Genomic DNA, 16161 nt, shown 5'->3' with positions numbered 1-16161 from the left:
TAGCTTTTAGAGTATAAGAAGACATAATCAATATTCATGCCAATATTTAACATTTTGATTTTTAACTAAATTAAAATAATTTGTTTTAGTTTATAGTCAAAATGACTATGCTAAGTGTTGTCATTATGACTATAATTGTTGTCAAATTGACAATGGGGAATGAATCATGGGTTTTTCTGTCGAGGCACTGGCAAAGATTGCAATCGAATTACAAAGTGGTATGGAGCATTCAGATCGATTTCAGCGTTTGATTACCACGTTAAGGCAATCATTAAGGTGTGATGCATGTGCGTTATTACGTTATGAATCAGGCCAATTTATTCCTTTAGCAATCGATGGGTTAATGGCTGATGTTTTAGGTCGTCGATTCTTTTTGTCAGGGCACCCTCGGCTAGAAGCAATTGCAAGAGCCGGTGATGTAGTGCGTTTTCCTGCTGATAGCCAGCTCCCTGACCCATATGATGGGTTAATTCCTCATCATCAACACCTAAAAGTTCATGCTTGTGTCGGCTTACCCTTGTATGCGGGGCAAAATCTTATTGGTGCATTAACATTAGATGGTATGGAACCTGATCAATTCGATGCATTTAGCAATGAGTCACTGAGGTTAATTGCCGCGTTAGCTGCGGGAGCACTAAATAATGCATTACTTATTGAACAGCTTGAAAAGCAAAATATATTACCGAATAAACCCATACTATTTAAACCTTCTGGAGAAACCGAGATTATTGGTTTATCTCTTCGTATGCAACAATTAAAAAAGGAAATTGATATTGTTGCCGCGTCTGAATTAAATGTTCTGGTCGGCGGAGAAACGGGAACAGGAAAAGAGCTAGTCGTTAAATCTATCCATGAAAAATCCCTTCGAGCAGATCACCCTCTTATTTATTTAAACTGTGCTGCGCTGCCTGAGAGTGTGGCGGAAAGTGAATTATTCGGTCATGTTAAAGGTGCCTTTACTGGGGCAATTAGCCACCGTAGTGGTAAATTCGAAATGGCGGATAATGGTACCTTATTTTTAGATGAAATAGGGGAGCTTTCATTAGCGTTACAGGCTAAATTACTGCGAGTATTGCAATATGGCGATATTCAACGTGTTGGTGATGACCGTAGTTTACGCGTTAATGTTCGTATATTGGCGGCAACTAACCGTGATCTACGCGAAGAAGTGTTAGAAGGTCGGTTTAGGGCCGATTTATTTCATCGTTTAAGTGTATTTCCGCTATTTGTTCCCCCATTAAAGGAACGTGGCGAAGATATTATTTTATTAGCGGGGTTCTTCTGTGAACAATATCGTCAGCGTTTTGGCTTATCCAGTGTGGTACTGAGTCCTTCATTACAACGGTATTTACTCAATTATTCATGGCCAGGTAATGTACGTGAATTGGAACATGCGATTCATCGTGCCGTTGTTCTTGCTCGAGCTTCAAGTGATACTGATGAAATTATCTTACAGCCTCAATATTTTACCTTTGATAATAATAAGTATGAGTTTACAGAAACATCACAGAAAGCCTTACCACTAACTAAAAATTTACGTGAGGTAACGGATGATTTTCAGCGTAAAGTCATTTCACAAGTATTAGAACAAAGCCATTATAATTGGTCTGCATGTGCCAGAGAATTGTCTGTCGATATCGCTAATTTACATCGATTAGCTAAACGACTAGGTCTGAAATAAAGTATTAATGCCTGCTTTAGTCGGGGTACTCATAAGAACTTATTTTATTATTAGCAATATTCTTTTTCCATATAGTGTTTTACATATTTCTTAAGCTGTTCAAGTTCTTTATTATCATTTTCGTTACGCTGTAAATGCTGAAATAGTGTGGAAATTTTCTTTAAGTCAAAGCGATTTTGTTGAATGCGTTTTTCAAGCGCAATAAGGGCTCTTTTCTTTGATGCGTGGTGCGCAAATTGCTTATGCAAAATAAGTAGATACAACCAAATACTTTGTCGAGTTATAAAAAAATCAAATATAGGAGGGTGAGGAAGATTTGCTTTTTTTGCTAGCAATAATCCACTAAATAAACGGTGCATGAATTGGGATGTGGAAGGCTTATTGCCCTGAATTAGAGCCGCTACTCCTTGTTTAAATTGCTGCTCAGAGAGATAGATTAATTGCTGGTAACGCTTGGTCGGGTTGGTTGGATAAATCCATGCGAAAGCAGCCATTGCAACTAATGGGCCTGAAACTATCGCAATGGCATTACCGATACTTTGAGGGAGTGAAAGAGAAAAAGGATAGCTCGGTTGGAGCAAAATTAAAGAAACCATAATGTAATCAAAAGCAATTAAAATTAGGCGGTTATGGGAAAAAATGATAACGCCACTAATAATCACTGGAATAATGAAAAAGGTCATCTGCCATGATGAAGAGGCAAAAGGCCATAAGTACCATGTGCAGATTAACGCTGTAATAGCGCCAAACAATTGCCCAGTAAAAATATTTTTCATAAACCTAGCGGGGTAATCGAGGGATGCGAATAGAGCCAACATCACTGAAAGACCGAGAGTAAGATAAGCCAGTACTTGCCACTGTGTCCACAACCATAACAAACCAACTGCAGCGATAGTCATAAAAGAACGAGCAAAGGCGTGCCATGCTGAAATTTTATCTTGATGAAGCTTCAGTTTATCCACTTTTTCAAAGTGTTTCGCTGATTTACCAAAAATAGCATAGTAAAGTGGGATCAATAGTGTTTTCAGTACTCCAGCGGGGCATAATGATAAAATATGTTTCCATTGAGTCTCAGTTGGCTCTAGAGCAGGAAAATAAAAAGGTGCAATAGATTGATATTTATCTAAGTGTAATAATATTTGGCTTTGAAACATGAGTTTTTGACGCGCTTTAGCAACTTGTTTGCGGTGATAACGCCAGCCAATACGATGAGTCTCTAAAATTTCGTCATAGCTAGCCATGGTTTGCCAAAGATAGTCGATATCGTGTTGCTTAATTGGGTGCTTTTTCTCAAGTGAGTCATGTAGTATTTGGAAGAATAGTGTATCAATTTGATTTTTAAGGGTAATGATATTATCTTGTTCACGCTTAGGGGTAAAAAGGAAATTGAATACTACCGCTGAAAGCACGCCAACCAAAATGGTCCATAGCCGATCCCAAGCGACTATAAATAAGTTATCAGTAATATGAACGCTCAACATACTCACCATCACGGCGGAGTAACCTGCTAAAAATGTGCCATAAGCGACAAAGCCCTTTTGTAATTGGCCGATACCACTGCAAATGCCTAACCAACTCGCTAGCCCAATAATGAAAAGTAACGGGTGAATAAGGTGAAGCTGAATTAAGACGACACCGGCAAGCACACCACAAACTGTTCCAGCAAAACGCCACCAACTTTTTTCCAGTAAATTTTCGCGCCAAGGTTGCGCTGAAGCCCAGACGGTCATGGCTGCCCATTGGGGGTGAACTAGCTCTAAATATTGAGCAATAAAGAGCGCAGCAATTGATGCACAAGCGGTAATGGCGGCAAAACGAAAGCGTGCTGGGTTGAATCCCAATGAATTCAGTAAAGTTATTATTTTTGACATAGAATATGAGTAAATTTGGGGTGTTAAAAAAGTATTTAGTTGATAATATCAACTAAAATCAGCGTGATTATTAACTAATTGGTTGATAAAATCAACTAAAGAGGGATTATGCGTACAGAACAGGCTCGAGTATTTGGAGTGATTAGCCGAGCAGCTCACCATTATATGAAATGGATGGGAGAGCCTTATGGTATCAATGCAATTGAGTGTTTGATGATTTTACATATTCATCAATATGATGCATCAACCCTAGAGCAGATTACGAAAGCGATGGTTGTGGATAAATCAGTGACGACTCGAGGTGTGAGCAAATTTTTAGCTAAGGGCTGGGTTGCTAAAACGAATAGCTTAGTCGATAAACGGGTTTATCATGTTTCGTTGACAGCGCTCGGCAAAACGATTGTGAATGAGTTAAATTTTAAACTAGATAAATGGAATGATTATTTAGCGGCGGATTTGCCAGAACAAGAGGCTGATCAGCTATTTAGTGCACTAGAAAGCTTAGCGAAACGAGCTATTGAAAGCTCGACGGCAGATTTTCCGAGTTTATTAGAAAAACCAAATGAGTGAGGCTCAATAACCAACCTAGCAATGTTATGTATTTAGGGCTGGTTTGAGAGCGGGTTATGACATTCTTCATTAAGAGGAGGAGAATTCTTTAAATTTATTTTGGCGAAATGAACGTTGTTATTGCGAAATAGCGGTCATAGGAAGTAATACTACTTCAGACATATTCTCAGGTATTGGGCTTAGTTTATTACTCATCATGATTAATTCGCCATCTTTTTCAATTCTTGCACTCATTCCTAAGGTATACCGTTTGGATTGAAATTCTTCAGGAAGAGCGACTGTAAATGCGATACTACGTCCTGCACTTTTTGTTTTTAAACTGTAATCCAGATTAGACTTTGCGTTGTTTTCATTTTGTTGTATTGAGGTCAATGACAGTGTAATTGTGGAATTTTCGGGAATATCATAAGAGTGGGAATAAATATTACCATTAATATTATAAGCGGGAGTATGAGTAAAATAACTCATTAAAGTACTATTACAAGCAGATAGCATGAAGGTTATAAAAAGTATAAATAATAAAAAAAAGTATTTCTTTGAAAAATTTGGGTTAATATTTAGCATTAAATTTTCTCTTTGATGAAATCTGATTATAGTGATGAACGAATAAACATTCTCTGAAGAAAATATCGTATATAGGTGTAAAGGCTTTTTTTTGTGTCATATTTTGAGAGTGTTGGCATTTCTGATTTCTCTCCTGTATATAAAATACCAATTCGAGGTAAGGTCATAATTAAATTTTCATCGAGATCGACTTTTTTAAAGGATTGTCGTAATTGCCTGACTAGCTTGTAATAACTACTTTCAGTTACGATAGTGCCTCTTTTTTCCCAAATTTCATACATAACTTCTCTTTTACTATTTGTTTTTATTAATAATAATTTAAGCAGACATGATTCATTTTCGGAAAGATTAACGACATTTTTTTCACGGGAAAGTGTGCGTTTGAGTGGGTCATAGACGACATTCCCAGATAAGAGGATCATTGATTCTTTTTCATTATAGTCAATGTTATCCATAAGGTTTTGTACTGTAGGTAAATCGGTCATAATTTATATCTGTCCTGATCATTTATGAATATATTTCAATACAAAAAACGAGACTAGATAAGATGTTATAAAAAATAAAATCGCTTTTTGATATTGAGCTAATGTGTTTTGATAAAGTGAATTTAAACGATATTCAGAGGTTGTATATATCAATTTTTATTTAAATTTTTTATGTTTTTTATATTTTTATAAATAAATAGGCTTAGGGTATTAAAAAAATACACTAAACCTATAAGTATTAGTCGATAGATAATAAATTCAAGATGAGGGTAATAGAGGCAATTAATGCTAGATTACTAGTTCATCATCCTCATCGTCGCTACCCTCTAAATTAATATTAGTCATATTATGACGAAGTTGGTTGCTAAGAGGGGCGCTCATCAAACTGATAGACATATAATGGTTGAGTGAACGATTAAATTTTTTATTTAGTGATACTAGCTCTGGGTCATTCGATGATTGTAATGCTTGGCTAACACCGGCGATAAAGTTTTGTTTTTCATCTTTACCCAATGCAATCATAGTTTTAAATACATGAGAGAAGAATATTTTGTCATCTCCCTTTGATTTAAGCTCATCAATAAAGTTGTTAACTTTATTTTTTTCTATAGGGGATAAATCTATTTTTTCGCTGTATTGATACTTATTTGTGGTCTCCATATTTTTCTCCTGCCATATTGAGGTCATTTTACTTTGAATATTTTCTGCATGAATTTGAGAACCGTTATATTGAGGATTGATAACCTTAGTTTGTAGATTAGTCTGCATATTTGTGTTCTTCCGGTATTGAATTTATTGTTGTTATCAAGTTTTGATAGGCATTTTTATGCATTTTTAAAATTTGGCATTGTGTCGGAACAGAAAATACATGAGGAAAAATATTTTTAGAGGCAATGACAGGGGAAAAGTAGGTGATTCTATTATCGACTTCTAAGGCAATTGTATTATCAGCCGTGGTTGAAAACTTCATATCAGAACCACCTATCGTAATACGAGTTTGCATTTTTTCAGGTAAGTGTAATGTTGTATTGGTTGTTTTTGCACATTGCCTCTCAAAATAGGTTGCAACCGTCTCTTGTAGATGGTTATCACCAAAAATATCATTCAATATTTTCATCAGCTGTTCTTTGCTTTGACTGATATTTTCTTGGTATTGAATTTCACTGGTTTCTACCGCATGAATAAAATCAGTTAATAATTGTTTAATTCCATCGTTATAGCCTTGTTGATAAGCGGTTTGGTAGATAGCTTCTTGCTGTTGTTTTGCTTGTTTGTATAGCTCACTCGCCTTTTTTTGAGCATGTTGAGTGATAATTGTGTGGTATCTATCGGCACTCAATGCTTGGTATTTGATCAAAACTTTTTCAGACATCGTCTGTTTAACATTTGGGGGTGTTTTCTCTGACATATCGACATGTTTCTTCAATAGTATTCCAAGGTAGCATCGTTTTTACGGATGACGGTATAAGTTGCTGAGTTTCAAGACTGAACATATATTTTGCCCGAAGGGTGTAAGTGGTGCCAAAGGGAGCTAAACACATTAATAACTGTTGTGCTCCAAGGGCAGTTAGTACCTGTGGTGACGTCGTGGGTTGATTTTCCGACTGCCAAAGTGAGCGGCTTAAGCGTGTATGTAATACACGGTATTTGGAAAGTTCAACCCACCAAGGGAGTGGTTCGGCGTGTAGCAGAACCCCTAAGCCTAACGCTACCTCCGGTAGTAAAGCCCAATGTTCAGATAATACTTTTGGCAATAAGGGAGTTTTCTCATTGGGTAAAGGCAATGAGTATTGATGAATCAATTGCTGATTGTGTTTACGTTGCAGTAAAGGTGGAAAGTCGTTATATCCGACCCCATTAAATTCACTATGGAAATAGCAACCTGGCGCGAGTAAAATATTTCCTTGTTCAATTAGTAGGTTAGTCAGCGTTGCCATCAACAGGTTTCTCCATCAGATGAGTTGCTGATTTTTTGTTACTTAGCTGGCGCCACAGTAATAGTAAAATAGTAAATAGAATGATAATTGCTGCGATAATTGAGCTGATTATAATTGGATTGAATGTATTTTCTGGTTCAGATTTAATTTGGTATTGTAATGGTGGCCGGTTGACGACGACGACTGAGACATTATCGTAATTTGCTTCAGCAAAACTGTTCGTTAGAAACAGTTTAATTTTATGCATCATCATCTGAGGATCTTCACTTCCGGAATAAGTAACTAAGCTAGACACATTTTGTATTTGCTTGGTCGGATTATTGCCATTTAATGGGTAGCTGACATGCACTCGAGCATTAATAATGTCGGGGATGGTGAGCAGTGATTGTTCAAGCCGTTGTTCGATTAAAGAAAGTAAACGGGTACGTTCTGCTTGTGGTGATGCCACCAAAGAATCTCCAGGGAATGCTTGAATAATTTCTATTGGCTCTTTTGATGGTAAGTTATATTGGCGCAATAAATCTACCGCGATAACAAAATCACTAGGTTGAACACGAATAGAATCCCCGTTTTTATTATCTTGTTTACGCGTAGCCTCAACACCATGCTCTTGCAGTATGGCCAACACTTCATTACTTTGCCTTTGGCTTAACTGACTGAGTAATAATTGGTTATCACAGCCCGCTAAGAAGCTAATAAATCCAATCAAGATAAACTTCTTTAAAATATTCATGGTTTACTGTGCTTTTAAGACGGCATCAATTGCAGAGACGCTTTTATGTGTCAATGTGCTAATCATATTCATTGTCAGGCTATAATTACCGACACGATTTTGAAATTGCAGTAGTTGGGCTGGGTTACTTGGGTCAATATTATTGACATTCTCAGTTAAGGCTTTCCGTTCTTGACTGACGGTTGCTGTGTATTCAGCAAATAGCTTTTTGACCTTGTCTTCAATCGGAAGAGATGGTGAGAGAACTGATGTGGTCTCTGTTGGGGCAGTGAGTAGTAAATGTGGTGTAATAGCTAACATAAATAATTATCCTAAATAAAATAGAGCATTATAATTAATAATGCTCTTTAAAATTAAACGTTACGAATAATGGCTTGGTCAGTATCTTTAATGGATTTCATAAAATTACTCTGCAATTGGCGTGCCATATTATAGTTACCACTCATAGCGGTGATTTTTGCCAACACTAGTGGGTTATCGACTTCTAAATTGGTGCTAGCAAGTAAGGTGTTTAATTCATCGCCAAATTTTGTAGCTTTAGCACTAATACTTGCCGAGGTACGATAGATCATACCCAGATTATTTTGACCTGTTCCCTCGGTTTCTAATTTAGAGCTTCCCCAACGGCCATTAGTTTCTAAACCGGGAATAACAACTAGAGTTGCATTTTGATCTGCCATTTTTTTCCTCTTTATTTTAAACTATATATATTAAATATCTGTTAAGTTAAAAACTGATTGAATTAAAAAACCAATGATTATTACCTAATAGAATATAACCATTTGCATTGGTGACAAATGATTTTCCTTCGAGCTTGTTATTTGCAAGGGAAATAGAAAATTGAATGTGATTTTCTCCCCATTGTTTGTAAAATAAATTTGTAAAATTAATCAGTGAAGCCGTCTGGTCGTCATTTAAGCTGTCTTTTATTATAAATATGACTTTATTATCTTTAGTGATTTTACGCCATTGAACATTACTTTCTGTTAATCCTAACTCTGCTTTTTGTAATAATTCACCAAGGTTAACCTGTTTTATATCACTCTTAATATAACAACTGAAATAGCTAGATAATATTTTGTCTATTTTATTGTTTACATTAATGGATGTTTTGTCATCTATCGCTGTTATTTTTGGGTTACATGGATTACTAAGCTCTATCTTTAATGTATCTGGAAATACGTCAATAATCTTATTTTCAATTTCATTTTCGAGTTTATTTATTATTTTAATTGAAAACTTTTCATTATATTTAGCTTTGACTAGGCGTTGCATACTCCAGTCGGCATCTCTTTGGGTTTTAACTAAAATGAGGCTTTCGTCATTTGCACTTTGAGTTACAGTAATAGGGTCGTGGTTGCCTTGAAGTATGCGCTCTAGTGTTTTTACTTTTTTCTCAGCACTTTGTTCTGGAATATATTGAAAAATAACGTAAGCAATAAATATTGAAAATAAAGTAAAGAAAAAGACCAGCATAGTTTGTTTATTAAAAATACTTGCTTTTTCCTTGGTTGACTTTTTTACTTTAGATTGAATGGCAGGTAATGGATTTTCCACTTCCGAGCTCAATGCATCCTCAAACGTTTGGAAGCTTTGCCAATCAGTATCTTGCATTTTTATTGCGATAGGAAATATATCAGCCAAAAGCAATTGCTGAAGAACGATAGGAATTTCGGTACTTAGTCCACTATCATTTAGTCTAATTGCCAAACCACTTTCAGTAGATTGACTTGCCGTAACAATTGAAAACTCACAGGTAATACCATCACTAGGGATCTGGTAAGTTGTAAATCCATCATCATTGATGTCAGTTTTGTAATCTAGGCCGTTACTAATGATAATAAGATTATTATCTGTATTAACCATTAACTCTTGGCCGGTCATAGGACCACTAGCAATTTTTATTATGCATGTTTGGCTATTTGTGTTACTCATAAAAATAATCTCATGGAATTAATTTCATTTTAGTTATGTATTTATTGGGTCTCGTTATTGGCAGAAAGTAAAACAAGAAATATTTTTTCTGTCAGTTGAATTGTTCTTATTCATTTTTACTTTTAATTTGGAATGGAAAGTGTGAAGGATTCCAGAGTATTCCCTTGAGGATTTTTCATCTATCGCTCATTCTGTATACACCAAGTTACTTTAATAAGGCTTATATCATGTCAAAAAAAGATATTGCTATATTATTAGAAAGTAGGGGCTGTTGCTTTTCTTTGCAGGATAAATTGGTCTTGGCTATACCTAATAAGAATGCAACGCCTTTTTCTTATAGATCTCTATATTCAAATTTAAATATTTCGATAGAAATTCAGGCTATATTTATTTGCCAAGAAAATGAATGGGAGTTGATAGATAAATCAAACTGGAATTTATATTCAATGGATTTATCAGAATTAGTTGAAATTTTAGCAGTTATTGACACCGCGACAAGGCAAGCATTTCTCGCTAAAAAAGAGAAACTAAAGGTTGATGAAAAGAGTCAAGACGAATTTATTGTATTACCTGAAGAGTTTCCACCAACCGTTTCGATTAAAAATGTAGTGATTGATTTAATCATTAGAAATCATCCTATATTTGATAGCTGGTGTGAAATATTAAGGCGATATGAAGCCTACGGTATGATGCGATTTATTCTTACTTCCGCTCAAGATGATAAGAATGCCAATATTAATCAGCTATGTGCACGTTATGGTATATCAGCTTCTTATTTTAGGCAGCTTTATCGAGAAAACTTTAATAAAACGGCAAAACGAAAAATTATGAGTGTGCGTATGGCTAATGCCATTCTACAGCTAATTGAAAGTGATGATTCAATATTAGATGTAGGTCTGGAAGCGGGTTATTGTTCAGCATCTCATTTTACTAATGATATTAAAAAAGAGTTAGGCCTAACGCCATCAGAAATTAGGCATATTGGAGCAACACTATATGAGCAGTAAAAAAAATCGAGTGTTTGGGTTAACACTCTTTTTACTGAGTATGAGTTTTTATTCGGCGCAAGCAGAAATTATTGTTGCAGAGCCCGTTACGCAGTCAAAAAACCACGATACATTCGTTGCAAATAATATTGCGGTGGGTAAGGTGTTTGATGCGGTCGCAGAGCGTCTAAATAAACCAATTATTCTCAGTAAATTAGCTGCTCAAAAAAAAGTAACCGGTAATTTTAATTTGGCCCATGCAGATGAAATGTTTAAAGCATTATCTCGACGAATTGCGCTAGTGTGGTATGACGATGGTGCAAGTATTTATGTTTATGATAATAGTGAAATGCGCAGCGCAATTATTCCAACGAATAACGTCAGTAGTAACCAGTTGCTTAATTATATTCAACGAAATGGCATCTATGATTCACGTTTCCCGGTACGTTCACAAGAGGGGGAAAGACTATTATTTGTCTCTGGCCCGCCTCTATATATTGAATTAATTAAAGCGGCTTCTTTATACCTTGCAGAGCAAATTAGGAAAGAGGAATTATCCAGCGGTGAAGTTGCGGTTATTCCGTTAAAACATGCCTCAGTAACAGATAGAAGTTATTCATTACGCGGACAAAATATCACAATCCCTGGTTTGCTGAATGTCATTAATAACTTATTTCAAAACGGTGCTACAAGCGATGAAACATTAATTATTCAGCCTCCATCTGTAGCGATTAACTCAACAGGAGACTCAATCGATGAATTAATGGATGCGCCTATTGGGGACTCATCATCTTCTACGAGTAAGCCCCAGTTGGTAACAAGAAAGCCTTCTAACAGTGCTTTTTCTCTAGTGGCGCATCCTGACAGTAATAGTTTGATTGTTAAAGGCAGCCAAGAGCAAATTCGTTATGTTCGTCAACTTGTGAATACATTGGATATGCGTCGTCGCCAAGTGGAGCTGTCATTATGGATTATCGATATTACTCGTTCTGAATTAGATAATTTAGGTGTCAATTGGGAAGTTGGCACATTTAATACGGGAACGGGCTCAGTATCTTTTAATCGCAGTACATTATCGAACAGCCAGCAATTTCTATTACAGATTGATGCATTGAATAAGACGGGTAATGGGCACATAGTTTCTCGGCCAGTGCTATTAACCCAAGAAAACATTCCTGCTTTATTTGATAACAACACTAGTTTTTACGCCAAATTACAAGGTGAACGTATTGCGACTCTTGAGCAAGTCACATATGGCACCATGGTGAGTGTGATGCCGCGTATTTCCGCAGGTAATAACGTTGAAATGGAAGTCAATATTGAAGATGGTGCAGAAAACCGCGATAGCATGGGTAAAACATCCAGCGTAGAAGGGCTACCAGCCGTTAATCGAACCAGTATTAACACCGTTGCGCGTATTGCAAAAGACAGTAGTTTACTTATTGGTGGTTATACGCGTGAACAATATGTTGAAAATGAAAGCAAAATTCCTTTTTTAGGCGATCTTCCTTATGTGGGAGGGTTATTTAGCCATTCATCTACGAATCAGCAAAAGATGGTGCGTTTATTTTTAATCCAACCGCGTTTATTGGATGAAAATGAAGGTTGGGATGGGCGACAATTTTCCGAAAAAACGCGGATTACCAACCATGACAGTCAGTTACACGGTACGGTTCAATTTCTTCAACAATACATGAGTGAGTCATGGCAATAACACCACTGAGCTTTAATACCCGCTTTTCGGTTAATACTCAAAACAAAAGTCGTGCACCAGTGAGTAGCAGTAGTGACGACTCCGATGAAGTTGCTCGTGGCGCAGGTGTCATTGATAGCTCTAGTGAATATGCATCGATGTCGATGCTAGCGGCAAGTCATGTGCGCCGAGGAAGTTCTAAAAAGGGCAGCGAAGAAGACTGGTTGCAATTTTCTGAACGCATTTTAGATAAAGATGCGGATGACAAAGTGTTACATATAGAAGGGTTACTTAATAAGCAGTTAATGACCCCGAAACAGTTACGAGAATTTTTATTGCAATTTTTTACTGATCCTAGTGACTTATTAATGCTTCTTGCAGCATTACTTAATCGAAAAAAATTAAAAAAAGAACAAATTGATAACCTTGAAGCTTTAGCGGAATTACTGCAAGCAGAAGACACTGAACGGAGCGCTCAAGCAGGCATTAATGTTGCACTCATTGCAAAGGCATTTGCAAAAAAATTACATTTCAGTGCTGGGAATTTACGTACATTATATCGTGAATTTATTAGTTATGACGGGCCGATTGTTTATTTATATGAGCAATGGGTTGAGGAAATGGAAATCCAAGAGCGTGAAAATATGATGCGTTATCTTGGTCGGGCGCTTGCTTGTGATTTACAGGCGTTGCCATTAGGCGATCTAAATATCACTGCGTTCGGTAGTTTTTTTAGCCGTGTTGGCCGGCTCCGAGAATTGCAATCATTAGACTATGTATTTTGTCAGCAATTCTTTCAATCCGGGTTTTTTCGCCACAATGGAAAATCAAATCAATCAAAGCTTGAAAAAGAGTTAAGCCAATTATTTACCCGAGGGATACGTAATCACGTTGGCTTTGAAGAAGTGGTCATCACTTTTATTAATAACATATTGAACATAATGAGCTCCGATATTCGAGGCCAATTTTTACAATTACTCTTACTGGCGTTTTCTATCATTCCAGTTGCTGTATTTCCTTCATTGGAAGCACGAGAGGAACTCATTGATCAATTAAAGAAACTCATGGACCAAGTTATGGTGAAAGAGCCGTTTTTACACCGACATTCGTAGTTTGATAGGAAAAGTAATTTCATGAAAAATATAACCGGATTTTTATTACAAATCCGTAATCGCCCAGAGCTAATGGTATTAGTTATCATGGTTATGGTTATTGCGATGTTGATTATTCCATTACCCACAATATTGGTCGATTTATTGATCGGCTTAAATATTATGATCTCAGTACTTATTTTTATGAGTTCTTTTTATATTACTCGGGTACTTAATTTTCAGTCATTTCCATCTATCTTGCTAATTAGTACGTTATTTCGACTTGCTTTATCAATTAGTACTAGTCGTCTAATTTTATTAGAAGCAGATGCAGGGGATATTATCGCAACGTTTGGTGAATTTGTTATTCAAGATAACTTAGTTGTTGGTATGGTGGTATTTGCGATAGTTACCATTGTACAGTTTATTGTTATCACTAAAGGTTCTGAACGTATTGCTGAAGTGGCTGCACGCTTTTCCCTTGATGCGATGCCGGGCAAACAAATGAGTATCGATGCTGATCTACGTGCAGGTGTGATTGATGAGGCGACAGTTAAAGAGAAGCGTGGCGACCTTGAAAAAGAGAGCCAATTATTTGGGTCTTTTGATGGCGCGATGAAATTTATTAAAGGGGATGCGATAGCGGGTATTGTCATCATTTTTGTTAACTTAATTGGCGGAATATCTGTTGGCACAGCTCAACAGGGAATGGATGTTTCAACTGCATTAAATACGTTTTCTTTATTAACGATTGGTGATGGTTTAGTTGCTCAAATCCCTGCACTACTCATTTCTATCAGTGCGGGTTTTATTGTCACTCGAGTAGGCGGTAATGATAAAAACTTAGGTGAAAACATTGTTTCGGAGTTATTTGCAAATGACTTTACGATTTTAATTACAGCATTAGTTGTACTTTCAATGGGTTTTTTACCTGGTTTTCCAACGATTATATTTTTACTGTTATCAGGGCTTCTTATTGGACTATTTGCTTTCCGATATTTTAAAAAACAAAAAAACAAGCAAAAAATAGTTAAAGGTGAAGCAGAAACGATTAATTCAGATGTAACGGAAGGTGAAACACAAAGAGAAATCAGTGATATTGAAGAAGAATATATTCCAGAAACATTACCGATTATCATATCTGTTAACCAAAAATATAAAGAACATTTAGAAGATAATAGATTTTTGTCTAGAATGAAAAAAGATATTTTTATTCGATACGGATATAGGATCCCAGATATTGCTGTCAACTACTCACCGATTATTCCTGAAAATAAAATGGTGATACTCATTAATGAAATTAAAGCAGGGGAATATGATATCTATTTTCATGGGTATCGCTTACTGACTGTTAATGATGAACCTGAATATCTAGGTATGGCATTGACAAAGTTTACGGATGAATACGGTTCAGTGAGCACGTGGTTTGAAAAAAATGATCTATCTAATATTGAACAACTCGGTTTAATGGTTCGTGATGATGTAACAGAAGCGATTGATTGTGCCAGTACTTTGCTACTGAGATTTATTAATGAATTTTTTGGTATTCAAGAAACGAAAAACTTACTTGATGACCTTGAAAGTAAATACCCTGAATTATTAAAGGAGTGTTATCGACATACGACAGTACAAAAAGTTACTGAAGTTTTTCAACGTTTATTAATGGAAAAAATTTCAGTTCGTAATATGAAACTAATTATTGAAACCTTAGTGCAGTGGGTACCAAAAGAAAAAGATAGTTTAATGTTAGTTGAGCACGTAAGAAGCTCAATGGCACGTTATATTTCATCCTGTTTCTCTGTGGATGGGCGTTTGAATGTCCTCATGATTAACTCAGGGCTAGAAGACACGATACGTCAAGGGATTAGGCAGGCTTCCGGTGGAGTGTACTTACATCTTGAACCTGAAAAAACCAATGAATTGATACAGGCTGCGGAATTTGCTTTAGAAAATAGTTATTTGTCAGTTAGGGATGTGAATGTTTTAGTACCGGTTGATATTCGTCGTTTTGTCAAAAAAATCTTAGAAGGCCGCTTCCCAGAATTAGAAGTGCTTTCTTTTAATGAAGTTTCTGAAATGGTGAAGGTTAATGTAGTTAAAACCATATAGTCAAAAATTGGCTTTATTAACAAATAAAGCGACTGAATTCAATATAACTAAAAATATTGGATGATTAAAATATATTTAAAATATGAGGAGTATCAATGAAATATAGATTTATAGAAGTGTTAAATGAGTATTTAAATTCTATGGGACGTAGTGACCTAGTTAACTCTCAGCTGGATTGCCACTCTAATGTCCAATTAGAAATGAATGAGTTCTCTGCGATTAATATCGATTTATCAACGGATGATATTATTATTTGGTGTCAATTAGTAGATTGCAATTACAGTCATTTAGATTTAGTTAGTGCTACTTTATTGAAATCATTATTAGAATACCCGCCAAATAATTTTTATCCGGGGCAACCGGCATTGAATCTTGTGGATAATGCCTATGTTCTTTCTGCAGTTTTAAAAGAATCAGCGTTAAATGATATGCAATTATTTGCAGATAGTTTTGAAGAGTTCTTTGAGCGTGCAAATGAGCTTAGCGCTCAGCTATCGTAATTCATT

17 protein-coding genes are annotated in these 16161 nt (G+C 36.0%); 7 read left to right on the top strand and 10 right to left on the bottom strand.

What is annotated here, in order from left to right:
* Nucleotides 1–166: 166 nt before the first annotated feature.
* A complete protein-coding gene (gene norR, locus PR834_RS16965) occupies nt 167–1681 on the top strand; it encodes a nitric oxide reductase transcriptional regulator NorR (protein ID WP_272536800.1) in 1515 nt (504 codons plus the stop codon).
* A 50-nt stretch (nt 1682–1731) separates the two neighbouring features.
* On the opposite strand, the gene PR834_RS16960 is transcribed toward norR, so the two are convergent.
* Nucleotides 1732–3552 (bottom strand): FUSC family protein, encoded by a 1821-nt coding sequence (locus PR834_RS16960; RefSeq protein ID WP_112308014.1) that lies wholly within the window; start codon nt 3550–3552, stop codon nt 1732–1734.
* A 108-nt stretch (nt 3553–3660) separates the two neighbouring features.
* Here PR834_RS16960 and PR834_RS16955 point away from each other — a divergent pair, with 108 nt between their 5' ends.
* Nucleotides 3661–4122, top strand: a complete 462-nt coding sequence (locus tag PR834_RS16955; RefSeq protein WP_196724711.1) for a MarR family winged helix-turn-helix transcriptional regulator — start codon at nt 3661–3663, stop codon at nt 4120–4122.
* Nucleotides 4123–4239: 117 nt separating this feature from the next.
* Here the strand turns inward: PR834_RS16955 and PR834_RS16950 are convergent, their stop codons facing one another.
* The 9 genes from PR834_RS16950 to PR834_RS16910 all read right to left on the bottom strand — a co-directional run bounded on the left by PR834_RS16950 (nt 4240) and on the right by PR834_RS16910 (nt 9776).
* Nucleotides 4240–4686, bottom strand: a complete 447-nt coding sequence (locus PR834_RS16950) for a YbaY family lipoprotein (RefSeq protein WP_004263072.1) — start codon at nt 4684–4686, stop codon at nt 4240–4242.
* Nucleotides 4687–4712: 26 nt separating this feature from the next.
* On the bottom strand, nt 4713–5141 hold the full coding sequence (locus tag PR834_RS16945; RefSeq protein ID WP_036958633.1) for a winged helix-turn-helix domain-containing protein: 429 nt from the start codon (nt 5139–5141) through the stop codon (nt 4713–4715).
* A gap of 318 nt (nt 5142–5459) precedes the next feature.
* Nucleotides 5460–5939, bottom strand: coding sequence for a hypothetical protein (locus PR834_RS16940; protein WP_110592730.1), 480 nt, complete (start codon nt 5937–5939; stop codon nt 5460–5462).
* Nucleotides 5929–6579: a hypothetical protein gene (locus PR834_RS16935; protein WP_196724713.1), complete on the bottom strand. Its 651-nt coding sequence runs from the start codon at nt 6577–6579 to the stop codon at nt 5929–5931. Before PR834_RS16935 ends, PR834_RS16940 begins: the two co-directional genes overlap by 11 nt.
* Nucleotides 6551–7108 carry a hypothetical protein gene (locus PR834_RS16930; protein WP_110592728.1) on the bottom strand — a complete coding sequence of 186 codons (558 nt, stop codon included), beginning with the start codon at nt 7106–7108 and terminating at the stop codon, nt 6551–6553. Before PR834_RS16930 ends, PR834_RS16935 begins: the two co-directional genes overlap by 29 nt.
* On the bottom strand, nt 7092–7841 hold the full coding sequence (gene sctJ, locus PR834_RS16925) for a type III secretion system inner membrane ring lipoprotein SctJ (protein WP_094960872.1): 750 nt from the start codon (nt 7839–7841) through the stop codon (nt 7092–7094). The genes PR834_RS16930 and sctJ overlap by 17 nt, the downstream gene beginning before the upstream one ends.
* Before the next feature lie 3 nt (nt 7842–7844).
* A complete protein-coding gene (gene sctI / locus PR834_RS16920) occupies nt 7845–8141 on the bottom strand; it encodes a type III secretion system inner rod subunit SctI (RefSeq protein ID WP_153673293.1) in 297 nt (98 codons plus the stop codon).
* Between the two features lie 53 nt (nt 8142–8194).
* Nucleotides 8195–8521, bottom strand: coding sequence for an EscF/YscF/HrpA family type III secretion system needle major subunit (locus tag PR834_RS16915; RefSeq protein ID WP_272525059.1), 327 nt, complete (start codon nt 8519–8521; stop codon nt 8195–8197).
* 46 nt (nt 8522–8567) lie between these two features.
* Nucleotides 8568–9776 carry a PrgH/EprH family type III secretion apparatus protein gene (locus tag PR834_RS16910; RefSeq protein WP_272525058.1) on the bottom strand — a complete coding sequence of 403 codons (1209 nt, stop codon included), beginning with the start codon at nt 9774–9776 and terminating at the stop codon, nt 8568–8570.
* Nucleotides 9777–10003: 227 nt separating this feature from the next.
* Here PR834_RS16910 and PR834_RS16905 point away from each other — a divergent pair, with 227 nt between their 5' ends.
* The 5 genes from PR834_RS16905 to PR834_RS16885 all read left to right on the top strand — a co-directional run bounded on the left by PR834_RS16905 (nt 10004) and on the right by PR834_RS16885 (nt 16155).
* Nucleotides 10004–10783: a helix-turn-helix domain-containing protein gene (locus tag PR834_RS16905; protein ID WP_112308009.1), complete on the top strand. Its 780-nt coding sequence runs from the start codon at nt 10004–10006 to the stop codon at nt 10781–10783.
* Entirely contained in the window at nt 10773–12476 is a 1704-nt protein-coding gene (gene sctC / locus PR834_RS16900) for a type III secretion system outer membrane ring subunit SctC (protein ID WP_272525056.1), read from the top strand. The genes PR834_RS16905 and sctC overlap by 11 nt, the downstream gene beginning before the upstream one ends.
* Nucleotides 12467–13567 (top strand): type III secretion system gatekeeper subunit SctW, encoded by a 1101-nt coding sequence (gene sctW, locus PR834_RS16895; RefSeq protein ID WP_110592724.1) that lies wholly within the window; start codon nt 12467–12469, stop codon nt 13565–13567. Before sctC ends, sctW begins: the two co-directional genes overlap by 10 nt.
* A gap of 21 nt (nt 13568–13588) precedes the next feature.
* Complete coding sequence (locus tag PR834_RS16890) at nt 13589–15655, top strand: EscV/YscV/HrcV family type III secretion system export apparatus protein (protein WP_196724716.1); 2067 nt, start codon at nt 13589–13591, stop codon at nt 15653–15655.
* Between the two features lie 95 nt (nt 15656–15750).
* Nucleotides 15751–16155, top strand: a complete 405-nt coding sequence (locus PR834_RS16885) for a type III secretion system protein (RefSeq protein ID WP_110592722.1) — start codon at nt 15751–15753, stop codon at nt 16153–16155.
* Nucleotides 16156–16161 lie beyond the last annotated feature (6 nt).

The sequence above is a fragment of the Providencia sp. PROV182 genome (genome assembly GCF_028480325.1).
Taxonomy (GTDB): Bacteria; Pseudomonadota; Gammaproteobacteria; order Enterobacterales; family Enterobacteriaceae; genus Providencia; species Providencia hangzhouensis.
This window is presented reverse-complemented; position numbering and strand designations above follow the sequence as displayed.

What these genes read in the sequence shown, in the direction of transcription:
- norR (WP_272536800.1), top strand. Translation starts at nt 167, where the DNA reads ATGGGTTTTTCTGTCGAGGCACTGGCAAAGATTGCAATCGAATTACAA.
- PR834_RS16960 (WP_112308014.1), bottom strand. Translation starts at nt 3,552, where the DNA reads ATGTCAAAAATAATAACTTTACTGAATTCATTGGGATTCAACCCAGCA.
- PR834_RS16955 (WP_196724711.1), top strand. Translation starts at nt 3,661, where the DNA reads ATGCGTACAGAACAGGCTCGAGTATTTGGAGTGATTAGCCGAGCAGCT.
- PR834_RS16950 (WP_004263072.1), bottom strand. Translation starts at nt 4,686, where the DNA reads ATGCTAAATATTAACCCAAATTTTTCAAAGAAATACTTTTTTTTATTA.
- PR834_RS16945 (WP_036958633.1), bottom strand. Translation starts at nt 5,141, where the DNA reads ATGGATAACATTGACTATAATGAAAAAGAATCAATGATCCTCTTATCT.
- PR834_RS16940 (WP_110592730.1), bottom strand. Translation starts at nt 5,939, where the DNA reads ATGCAGACTAATCTACAAACTAAGGTTATCAATCCTCAATATAACGGT.
- PR834_RS16935 (WP_196724713.1), bottom strand. Translation starts at nt 6,579, where the DNA reads ATGTCAGAGAAAACACCCCCAAATGTTAAACAGACGATGTCTGAAAAA.
- PR834_RS16930 (WP_110592728.1), bottom strand. Translation starts at nt 7,108, where the DNA reads ATGGCAACGCTGACTAACCTACTAATTGAACAAGGAAATATTTTACTC.
- sctJ (WP_094960872.1), bottom strand. Translation starts at nt 7,841, where the DNA reads ATGAATATTTTAAAGAAGTTTATCTTGATTGGATTTATTAGCTTCTTA.
- sctI (WP_153673293.1), bottom strand. Translation starts at nt 8,141, where the DNA reads ATGTTAGCTATTACACCACATTTACTACTCACTGCCCCAACAGAGACC.
- PR834_RS16915 (WP_272525059.1), bottom strand. Translation starts at nt 8,521, where the DNA reads ATGGCAGATCAAAATGCAACTCTAGTTGTTATTCCCGGTTTAGAAACT.
- PR834_RS16910 (WP_272525058.1), bottom strand. Translation starts at nt 9,776, where the DNA reads ATGAGTAACACAAATAGCCAAACATGCATAATAAAAATTGCTAGTGGT.
- PR834_RS16905 (WP_112308009.1), top strand. Translation starts at nt 10,004, where the DNA reads ATGTCAAAAAAAGATATTGCTATATTATTAGAAAGTAGGGGCTGTTGC.
- sctC (WP_272525056.1), top strand. Translation starts at nt 10,773, where the DNA reads ATGAGCAGTAAAAAAAATCGAGTGTTTGGGTTAACACTCTTTTTACTG.
- sctW (WP_110592724.1), top strand. Translation starts at nt 12,467, where the DNA reads ATGGCAATAACACCACTGAGCTTTAATACCCGCTTTTCGGTTAATACT.
- PR834_RS16890 (WP_196724716.1), top strand. Translation starts at nt 13,589, where the DNA reads ATGAAAAATATAACCGGATTTTTATTACAAATCCGTAATCGCCCAGAG.
- PR834_RS16885 (WP_110592722.1), top strand. Translation starts at nt 15,751, where the DNA reads ATGAAATATAGATTTATAGAAGTGTTAAATGAGTATTTAAATTCTATG.